The organism is Stenotrophomonas sp. 3(2025) (assembly GCF_052665395.1).
The window spans coordinates 57,362-66,962 of record NZ_JBQOIF010000025.1; the positions used below are offsets into that span (position 1 = coordinate 57,362).

7 protein-coding genes are annotated in these 9,601 nt (G+C 65.8%); 2 read left to right on the top strand and 5 right to left on the bottom strand.

Going from position 1 to position 9,601, the window contains the following annotated elements:
- Positions 1-18: 18 nt before the first annotated feature.
- From ACUXVE_RS16900 to betI, 5 genes are all read right to left on the bottom strand, one after another.
- Positions 19-891 (bottom strand): crotonase/enoyl-CoA hydratase family protein, encoded by an 873-nt coding sequence (locus ACUXVE_RS16900; RefSeq protein ID WP_222389726.1) that lies wholly within the window; start codon positions 889-891, stop codon positions 19-21.
- 161 nt (positions 892-1,052) lie between these two features.
- Positions 1,053-2,729, bottom strand: coding sequence for a long-chain fatty acid--CoA ligase (locus ACUXVE_RS16905; RefSeq protein ID WP_093819583.1), 1,677 nt, complete (start codon positions 2,727-2,729; stop codon positions 1,053-1,055).
- Positions 2,730-3,033: 304 nt separating this feature from the next.
- On the bottom strand, positions 3,034-4,716 hold the full coding sequence (betA, locus tag ACUXVE_RS16910) for a choline dehydrogenase (RefSeq protein WP_445514846.1): 1,683 nt from the start codon (positions 4,714-4,716) through the stop codon (positions 3,034-3,036).
- A gap of 101 nt (positions 4,717-4,817) precedes the next feature.
- Positions 4,818-6,290: a betaine-aldehyde dehydrogenase gene (gene betB, locus ACUXVE_RS16915; RefSeq protein WP_445514847.1), complete on the bottom strand. Its 1,473-nt coding sequence runs from the start codon at positions 6,288-6,290 to the stop codon at positions 4,818-4,820.
- A 41-nt stretch (positions 6,291-6,331) separates the two neighbouring features.
- Positions 6,332-6,922 (bottom strand): transcriptional regulator BetI, encoded by a 591-nt coding sequence (betI, locus tag ACUXVE_RS16920; protein ID WP_025878951.1) that lies wholly within the window; start codon positions 6,920-6,922, stop codon positions 6,332-6,334.
- Between the two features lie 170 nt (positions 6,923-7,092).
- Between betI and ACUXVE_RS16925 the strand changes: the two genes are divergently transcribed.
- Together ACUXVE_RS16925 and ACUXVE_RS16930 are read left to right on the top strand one after the other, a co-directional pair.
- On the top strand, positions 7,093-8,643 hold the full coding sequence (locus tag ACUXVE_RS16925; protein ID WP_445514848.1) for a BCCT family transporter: 1,551 nt from the start codon (positions 7,093-7,095) through the stop codon (positions 8,641-8,643).
- 97 nt (positions 8,644-8,740) lie between these two features.
- On the top strand, positions 8,741-9,196 hold the full coding sequence (locus tag ACUXVE_RS16930) for a hypothetical protein (RefSeq protein WP_315829201.1): 456 nt from the start codon (positions 8,741-8,743) through the stop codon (positions 9,194-9,196).
- Positions 9,197-9,601: the final 405 nt, after the last annotated feature.

Here is a 9,601-nt window from a genome sequence, read left to right on the forward strand (position 1 = left end):
GCGGGGGAGGGGAACGTATCAGGCCACATCCAGATTGGCGCGTCGGGTCTGCGCCTTGATCAACCGGTCCATGGTGCGCAGCGAACGATCACCCAGGGCCAGTGCCGAATCGACCCAGACCTTGGTGATTTCCAGCAGTTCGTCGTAGCTGACCGCCTGTGCCAGGTTGCGCGCGGCATTCATTGCCAGGTACGACTGCGGCAGGCGCTGCTGCTGGCGGATCATCTCTTCGACCGCGCCGCGGCCTTCCCCTTTCCTGACCAGCACGTCGACCACGCCCATCGCGTGCATCTCCTCGGCGCTGTAGATACGGCCATCGAGGATGATCTTCTCGGCCAGCTGCGGTGCCACCCGGCGGCACAGGAACGAGTAGGCGCCCATGCCCGGGAACAGGCCGAACAGCACTTCGGGCAGGCCCAGGCCGCACCCTTCCTCGGCCACGATGGTGTGGCAGGCCAGGGCCATTTCCAGGCCACCGCCCAGCGCATCGCCCTGGATCAGGGCGATCGAGCGGACGTCGCCACCGAAGCCGGTGTGCAGGTGGTGGACCCCCTCCACGCAGCGTTGGGCATAGGTCAGCAGCAGGTCGCGATTGCCTTCGCGGATCAGGCGGGTGAACAGGTCCAGGTCTCCGCCCAGGTTGTAGGCGGCGGCGTCGGAGGCCAGCACGAAATGGCGCAGCTGGCCGCTGTGGCGCTGCGCCGGCCCGCGGGTGATGGCGCTCATGTAGCTCCACATCTCGTCCAGCATGTCCTTGCGGCAGCAGGGACGCACGCCGGTGGAGGCATCGGCGTGCATGAACAGCCAGTGTGCGGCGCCGTCGGCGCTGTCCTGGGTGCGGATGGTGGCATAGGGCGAGCCGCTGCTGGGCAGCTTTTCGATGGTACTCATGGAAGGGTCCTCGGCGGTGCGGCCCGCAGTTCAAGGTGGTGGCCGGCGGGCCGAACGGTCCACTCACGCGGCGATGCTACACCGGCCCCGGGCCCGCGCATGCGAAAAGGCCCGGGTCGTTGCCGACCCGGGCCTGAGCGCGTTCAACTTTCCCGAAACCCTTACTGGGCGGGCGTATCGCGGAGTTCGCGACGCAGGATCTTGCCAACGTTGGTCTTCGGCAGCTCTTTTCGGAATTCAACGATTCTGGGGTGCTTGTAGCCGGTCAGGTTGGCCCGGGCGTGCTCCTTGACCATCTCGGCGGTCAGGTTCGGGTCCTTCTTGACGATGACCACCTTGACCACCTCGCCGGACTTCTCGTCCGGTACGCCGACCGCGGCCACTTCCAGCACGCCCGGCATCATCGCGATCACGTCCTCGACTTCATTGGGGTACACGTTGAAGCCGGACACCAGGATCATGTCCTTCTTGCGGTCGACGATGTAGAAGAAGCCGTGCTCGTCCATCTTCGCCATGTCGCCGGTGTGCAGCCAGTCGTCGGCGTCGATGGCCTTGGCAGTTTCCTCCGGGCGCTGCCAGTAGCCCTTCATCACCTGCGGGCCGCGGATGCACAGCTCGCCCACTTCGCCCAGCGCCAGGATGTTGCCGTTGTCGTCCTTGATGCAGGCATCGGTGGACGGAATCGGCAGGCCGATCGAGCCGTTGTACTCGGCCAGGGTAAGCGGGTTGATGCAGGCCGCCGGCGAGGTCTCGGTCAGGCCGTAGGCCTCGACCAGGGTGACGCCGGTGGTCTTCTTCCAGCGCTCGGCGACCGCACGCTGCACGGCCATGCCGCCGCCCAGGGTCACCTTCAGCGAGGAGAAATCGACGGTGTCGAAGCCGGGGGTGTTGAGCAGGCCGTTGAACAGCGTGTTGACGCCGGTGATCGCAGTGAAGCGCACCGACTTGAGCTCCTTGACGAAGCCCTTCATGTCACGCGGGTTGGTGATCAGGTGGTTGCAGCCACCGAACTTCATGAAGACCAGGCCGTTCGCCGTCAACGCAAAGATGTGGTACAGCGGCAGGGCGGTGATGATCCATTCCTTGCCCATCTCGATGCCCGATGCACTGATCCAGGCCGAGGCCTGCTGCATGTTGGCGATCAGGTTGCGGTTGGTCAGCATCGCGCCCTTGGCCACACCGGTGGTGCCGCCGGTGTACTGCAGGAACGCCACGTCGTCATGGTCGATCTCGACCTTCGGCAGGGTGTGGCGGCTGCCCAGCTTGAGCGCCTGCTTGAAGCGGATCGCGCCCTTCAGGTGGTAGTTGGGCACCATCTTCTTGATGTACTTGAGCACGAAGTTGACGATCGTGCCCTTGGCGCCGAGCAGGTCGCCCAGGCCGGTGGTGATGACCTGCTTGACCTGGGTATCGGCGATGACCTGTTCGACGGTGTCGCCGAAGTTGTCCACCACCACCAGCGCGGTCACGCCGGCGTCGACCAGCTGATGCTTCAGCTCGCGCGCGGTGTACAACGGGTTGACGTTGACCACGGTCAAGCCTGCACGCAGCACGCCGAAAGTGGCGATCGGGTATTGCAGGCAGTTGGGCATCATCAGGGCGACGCGGTCGCCCTTCTTGAGCTTCAGCTCGCCCAGCAGGTAAGCGGCGAACTGTTCGACCAGCGCGTCGGTCTCACCGTAGGTGAGGGTCTTGCCGAAACTGGAGTAGGCCGGTCGGTCGCGGTACTTCGCGACGGAGGCGTCGAAGACCGAAACTACCGAATGGAACTCGTTGACGTCGATTTCGGCGGGAACGCCTTTCGGATAGCTCTGCAGCCAGGGACGATCCAGACTCATATTCCCCCTCCAGGAATCGTAATGATGGGTGCGGCGCGGACAGTATCCGCCAGAACCGCTCTCCGCAGCATACCGTCCCGTAGGGAAAACGCGAAGAGGGTGGACACTGCGCGGCCGTATGCGCCAAAAGCCGCCGGGCATGGCCCGGCGCTACCGAAGGCAAAGCTCGCTTGGTAGCGCAGGCCATGCCCGGCGACCGAAGGCAAAGCTCGCTTGGTAGCGCAGGCCATGCCCGGCGACCGAAGGCAAAGCCCGTCTGGTAGCGCCGGGCCATGCCCGGCGGATGTTTCCGATGTCCGGAGACTCAGCTCTTGTTGCGCACCGGCGCGCCGTTGGCCTTGTAGTACGCAGCCGTGCTGCGCGGCAGCGGCGCGCGGCCACGGATCACATCGGCCAGCTTCTCGGCGATCATGATGGTCGGTGCGTTGAGGTTGCCGGTGATCACCTGCGGCATGATCGAGGCATCGACGATGCGCAGGGCTTCCAGGCCGTGCACGCGGCCCTGGCCGTCAACCACCGCCATCGGATCATCGGCGTGGCCCATCTTGTTCGAGCACGACGGATGGTAGGCGGTCTCGGCATGCTCGCGCACGAAGGCATCGATCTGCGCGTCGGTCTGCAGCGCGCTGCCCGGCGAAATCTCGCGGCCGCTGTACGGTGCCAGTGCCGGCTGCGCGAAGATCTCGCGGGTGATCCGGATTGCCGAGCGGAACTCGCGCCAGTCCTGGTCGTGCGACATGTAGTTGAACAGGATGCTGGGATCTTCGCGCGGATCCTTCGAGCGCACGTGGATGCGGCCGCGGCTGGGCGAGCGCATCGAGCCGACATGCATCTGGAAGCTGTGCGCCTTGATCGGGTTGGAGCCGTTGTAGTTGATCGCCACCGGCAGGAAGTGATACTGCAGGTTGGGCCAGTCGAATTCGGCATCGCTGCGGATGAAGCCGCCGGCTTCGAACTGGTTGCTGGCGCCGATGCCGGTGCCCAGGAACAGCCATTCGGCGCCGATTGCCGGCTGGTTGTACAGCTTCAGTGCCGGGGCCAGCGAGACCGGCTTCTTGCACTCGTACTGCAGGTACATCTCAAGATGGTCCTGCAGGTTGGCGCCGACGCCGGGCAGGTGGTGCACCAGGTCGATGTCCAGGCTGCGCAGCAGGTCGGCCGGGCCGACGCCGGAGCGCTGCAGGATCTGCGGCGAGGCGATGGCGCCGCCGCAGAGCAGTACTTCGCGGCGTGCGGTGGCGCGCTGCGGCTGGTCGTTGTGCAGCCACTGCACGCCCACTGCGCGCTTGCCCGAGAACAGGATGCGGTCGGTCAGCGCGTGGGTGACGATGGTCAGGTTCGGGCGAGGCTTGGCCAGATCCAGGTAGCCACGCGCGGTGCTGGAGCGGCGTCCCTTCGGCGTGACGGTGCGGTCCATCGGGCCGAAGCCTTCCTGCTGGTAGCCGTTGAGGTCGTCGGTGCGCGGGTAACCGGCCTGCACGCCGGCCTCGACCATCGCCGCGAACAGTTCGTTGTTGCCGGCCTTGGGCGTGGTGACGCGCAGCGGGCCGTCGCCGCCGTGGTAGTCGTTCGGGCCGATATCACGGGTTTCGGCCTTGCGGAAGTACGGCAGGCAATCCAGGTAAGTCCAGTCTTCCAGGCCCGGCATGCCGGCCCAGTTGTCGTAGTCCATCGCGTTGCCGCGGATGTAGCACATGCCGTTGATCAGCGACGAACCGCCCAGGCCCTTGCCACGACCGCAATCCATCCGGCGGTTGTTCATGAAGGGCTCGGGATCGGTCTTGTACGCCCAGTTGTAGCGGCGGCCCTGCAGCGGGAAGGCCAGTGCGGCGGGCATCTGGGTACGGAAATCGAGCCGGTAGTCCGGGCCACCGGCTTCCAGCAGAAGCACGCTGACATCGGCATCTTCGGTGAGGCGGGTGGCCAGCACGTTGCCGGCCGAACCGGCGCCGATGATGATGTAGTCGTACTCGTTATGGGTGCTCATGGTTGCTCTCCTGCAGGCCGGACGCGCTGCATGCAGGCGTCCCGGCGGAATGTCGGATCGGCGCGGTGGCCGGACGATGGGCGGTGCTCAGGCCGTGGCGATCAGAACACGCTGGCGTAGTCGCCCAGTTCGACCTGCACCGACTTGATGCGGGTGTAGTGGCCGAGGGTGGAGATGCCGTTCTCGCGGCCAACGCCGGACTGCTTGTAGCCACCGACCGGCATTTCCGCCGGCGACTCGCCCCAGGTGTTGATCCAGCAGATGCCGGCTTCCAGGCGATGGATGATGCGATGTGCGCGGCTGATGTCCTTGCTGACCACGCCTGCGGCCAGGCCGAAGGTGGTGTCGTTGGCGCGACGGACTACTTCATCCTCATCGTCGTAGGCGAGGATGCTCATCACCGGCCCGAAGATCTCTTCGCGGACAATCGTCATGTCGTCGCGGCAGTCGGAGAACACGGTCGGCAGGACATAGGCGCCGTCGGCCAGGGCACCGTCGGTGGCACGACCGCCGCCGGTCAGCAGGCGCGCGCCTTCGCTCTTGCCGCTTTCGATGAAGCGCAACACGTTTTCCATGTGCGGGAAGCTGGTCAGCGGGCCGAAGTTGGTCTGTTCAGCCATCGGGTCGCCGATGCGGATGCGCTTGACGCGCTCCACCACGGCGGCTTCGAACGCGGCCAGCATGCTGCGCGGCACGAACACGCGGGTACCGTTGGTGCAGACCTGGCCGGAGCTGAAGAAGTTGGCCATCACCGCGATGTCGGCGGCACGGTCGAGATCGGCGTCGTCACAGATCACCAGCGGCGACTTGCCGCCCAGTTCCATCGTCACTTCCTTCAGCGACGAGGACGCGGCGCTGGCCATGACCTTCTTGCCGGTGGCCACGCCGCCGGTGAAGGAGATCTTCTCGATCACCGGGTGCTCGGTCAGCCAGTTGCCGATCTCGCGGCCCGGGCCCTGCACGACGTTGAACACGCCGTCCGGCACGCCGGCTTCGGTGTAGATCTCGGCCAGCTTGATCGCGGTCAGCGGGGTCACTTCGGACGGCTTGAACACCATTGCATTGCCGGCGGCCAGGGCCGGGGCCGACTTCCACATGGCGATCTGGATCGGGTAGTTCCAGGCGCCGATGCCGGCGACCACGCCCAGCGGCTCGCGGCGGGTATAGAAGAAGCTCGATTCGCGCAGCGGCAGCTGGATGCCTTCGATGGCGGTGGCCAGGCCGGCGTAGTACTCCAGTACGTCGGCACCGGTGACGATGTCCACCGTGGTGGTTTCGGCCAGCGCCTTGCCGGTATCCAGGGTTTCCAGGTGGGCTAGCTCGTCGTTGCGCTCGCGCAGGATCTCGACGGCACGGCGCAGGATGCGCGAGCGCTCCATGGCGGTCATCGCTGCCCACACCTTCTGGCCTTCGCTGGCGCTTTCAACGGCGCGTTCGACATCGGCCTGGCTGGCGATCTGAACTTCAGCCAGCACCTGGCCATTGGCAGGGTTGACGGTCTGGAAGGTCTTGCCGCTGGTGGCGTCGACGCGGCGGCCGTGGATGTACAGCTGTTGCACGGGCAGGGTGGTCATCGGCTTGCTCCTGGAAGGGATGGGGCGGGGTCGTGGCGCGCTCAGGGCGCGTTGGCCTGCAATTGGAAATCGATGTAGCCGTAGGCGATGCGGCGCGCCTTGTCGGCGTTGAAGTCACCACCGACCAGGCTGCCGCGCAGCCACAGGCCATCGATCATCGCGGCCAGCCCGCGGGCGGACAGGCGTGCCTGTGCATGCGGCAACTGGCGGTTGAACTGATGGCAGAGGTTGGAGAACAGTCGCTGGTCGTTGGCGCGCTGCAGCCGCGCAAGTTCCGGCTGATGCATGCTGGCGGCCCAGAACGTCAGCCATACGCGCATGGCGGTTCCGTTGGTCTGGCTGTCGTCGAAGTTGCCATCGACGATGGCGCGAAGCTGTGAACGTGCGTCGCCGGCGGCCGCGTCGCGATAGCGGGCAACGGCCGCCTTCAGCTCGCGCAGGATCTGCCGCATCGCCGCATTGAGCAGGCCGTCCTTGTCGCCGAAGTAATGGGCGACGATGCCGCTGGACAGGCCGGCCTTCCTTGCGATGGTGGCGACGGTGGCATCGGCCATGCCGATCTCGTCGATGGTCTGGAAAGTGGCCCGGATCAGCTGCTCGCGGCGGACCGGTTCCACGCCTTTCTTCGGCATTGTCTCTCCACGGATTGCGACCCGGAATGCCGGGCTGGTGAAGATCATACTTTTTATTGATTGAACGTTCAATCAATAAACCCTACGATGCCGGTCGCGCCCCCACGCCATGGGCCCGGTTTCCGGTCCGGCCCCGCCCATGTGCCCCCCTGGACTGATGAGACGACCCCATGTCTTCCCTGGCTCATCCCAAGCGCTCGCCCCTGCGCTTGAACCGTTTCGTGTTCTTCAGTTCGTCGGTCTCCATCGGCATCCTCGGTGCGTTGACCGTGTTCTTCCCGGAGGCCAGCGAGCACTGGCTGCAATGGGCACAGGCCGAGGTCTCGGCGGCGTTCGGCTGGTGGTACATGCTGCTGATCGTGGCCTGCCTGGGCTTCGTGCTGTGGCTGGCGTTCTCGCCGTATGGGCGCATCCGCCTGGGCCACAACGAGGAATCGCCGGCGTTCGGCTACGTGGCCTGGGTGTCGATGCTGTTCTCGGCCGGCATCGGCATCGCGCTGCTGTACTACGGCGCCTACGAGCCGCTCGATCATTTCCTCAACCCGCCCGGGCAGCCCGGCGGCACCGTCGCCGCGGGCCGCGAAGCGATGGTGCTGACCTTCCTGCACTGGGGCCTGCATGGCTGGGCGCTGTACGCGCTGGTCGGCGTGGCGCTGGGCTACTTCGCCTACCGCCGCAACCTGCCGCTGGCCCTGCGTTCGGCGCTGTACCCGATCTTCGGCGAGCGCATCCATGGCCGGATCGGCGACATGGTCGATGGCTTCGGCATCCTCGCGACACTGATCTCGATGGTCACCAACCTCGGCATCGGTGCGCTGGTGGTGCAGTCCGGCCTGGTCTACCTGTTCCACATCCCGGATACGCCGCAGGTGCTGGTGGCGATCGTGCTGGTGATGATGGTCGTGGCCACCATCGGCGTGGTCGCCGGCGTGGAGAAGGGCATCGCCTGGCTGTCCAATCTCAACGTGCGCCTGCTGTGCCTGCTGCTGCTGTTCGTGTTGGTGGCCGGGCCAACCCTGCACCTGTTCGATGGCCTGGTGCAGAACACCGGCGATTACCTGGGCGCGTTCGTGCGCAAGAGCTTCGACATGTACCTCAACGACCCGAAGGGGCGTGAGTGGATGGGCTCGTGGACGTTGTTCTACTGGGCGTGGTGGATTGCCTGGGCACCGTTCGTGGGCCTGTTCGTGGCGCGCATCTCGCGCGGCCGAACCATCCGCGAAGTGATCATGGGCGTGCTGTTGATCCCGCTGGGCTTCACCCTGGCGTGGTTGTCGATCTTCGGCAACACCGCCATCGATCTCGTGCTGAACCATGGCCAGGCGGTGCTGGGCCAAGTGGCTCAGCACGATGCGGCGATGACCCTGTTCAAGCTGCTGGAATACTTGCCTGCGGCGCCGTACATCGCTGGTGCGGCGGTGGTGATCGGTTTCGTGTTGTTCCTGACCCCGGTCGATTCGGGCACGCTGATGATCGCCAACCTGTGCACCCGGCGTGTCGATGATGGCGTGGAGGATGGGCATGACGCGCCGATCTGGCTGCGCGTGTTCTGGGCGGCGGGCATTACCGTGGCCAGTGTCGGCCTGTTGCTGGCCGGCAACTTCAGCGCGATGCAGACGGCGGTGGTGCTGTGCGGCCTGCCGTTCTCATTGATCCTGGCGTTCTACATGTGGGGCCTGCTGAAGGCGCTGCGTACCGACCCGGACGCGCCGCGGCGGTGATGACATTGGATTTCATCGGCTTCGTTTCATTGAATTCCTAGATACCTCGCAGGCCCTGGTGATCGAGCATAGGGGGCTCTGCAATCAGGAGAATCCGATGAAACGCTGTGTCTGTGGTCTGTTGTTGATCGCCTCCGGTTCGGCGGGCGCCGAACCCCTGCCGCCGCCGATGCGCCAGCTGGATTTTCCGGTGCTGGCGATCGGAGATATCGGCCACTTCCGTGTCCAGGTACCTGCCTATGCTGGCGGCCAGGGTCGCGTGTCCTATGCTGCACACGCGCTGATGCCCGGCAGTGACGAGGATCGGGGCTACCGGTTCATTGCGGTGGCCTGTAGCGATGGCGGCTTTACGCCGGTGGTGCACTACGAAGAGCGGGGCGTTGCCTGTTCGCGCGTGGGCCAGTCGCCACATCCGGCGTTCGAGATGGTGATAACGGTGGTCAATACAGGAGCGGCCGAAGGCGAGGTGGTCATGCCCGATGGACTCCGCAGCCTGGTCTATGACGTCGGCCAGAGCCGGGCGCCGTGGCGGATCTACGGGGTCCGCCCATGAAGTGAGGGCCGGATCCCTGCGGGTCCGGCCCTTCGCTGTGTTGCAGCCAGGCATGGATCAAGCCCACTGCCGGGCGGCCGATTCGGCGCGCATGGCGATGCGCTTGCCACGATGGCGCCCACCTTTCATGGGGCGCGGCCCGGCTCTACCTGGGCAGTACGTTCGATCAACGTGCAGCCAGCTGGCGCAGCACGTACTGCAGCAGGCCACCGTGGTGGGCGAGGAGGCGCGCTTGCGAACCACGGGTTCGCGCGCCTCCGCAGCGCCCCCGCGCTGGCGCGGGGGCCGGGCTTCCGCCCATTGGGTCCACGGAAGGGTTCAGCGACCTGCCAGCTGGCGCAGCACGTACTGCAGCAGGCCACCGTGGTGGGCGAGGAGGCGCGCTTGCGAACCACGGGTTCGCGC

Bases quoted from the DNA above. Each gene is read 5' to 3' on its own strand.
- ACUXVE_RS16905 (WP_093819583.1), bottom strand. From the start codon at position 2,729: ATGAGTCTGGATCGTCCCTGGCTGCAGAGCTATCCGAAAGGCGTTCCC.
- ACUXVE_RS16900 (WP_222389726.1), bottom strand. From the start codon at position 891: ATGAGTACCATCGAAAAGCTGCCCAGCAGCGGCTCGCCCTATGCCACC.
- ACUXVE_RS16930 (WP_315829201.1), top strand. From the start codon at position 8,741: ATGAAACGCTGTGTCTGTGGTCTGTTGTTGATCGCCTCCGGTTCGGCG.
- betB (WP_445514847.1), bottom strand. From the start codon at position 6,290: ATGACCACCCTGCCCGTGCAACAGCTGTACATCCACGGCCGCCGCGTC.
- betA (WP_445514846.1), bottom strand. From the start codon at position 4,716: ATGAGCACCCATAACGAGTACGACTACATCATCATCGGCGCCGGTTCG.
- betI (WP_025878951.1), bottom strand. From the start codon at position 6,922: ATGCCGAAGAAAGGCGTGGAACCGGTCCGCCGCGAGCAGCTGATCCGG.
- ACUXVE_RS16925 (WP_445514848.1), top strand. From the start codon at position 7,093: ATGTCTTCCCTGGCTCATCCCAAGCGCTCGCCCCTGCGCTTGAACCGT.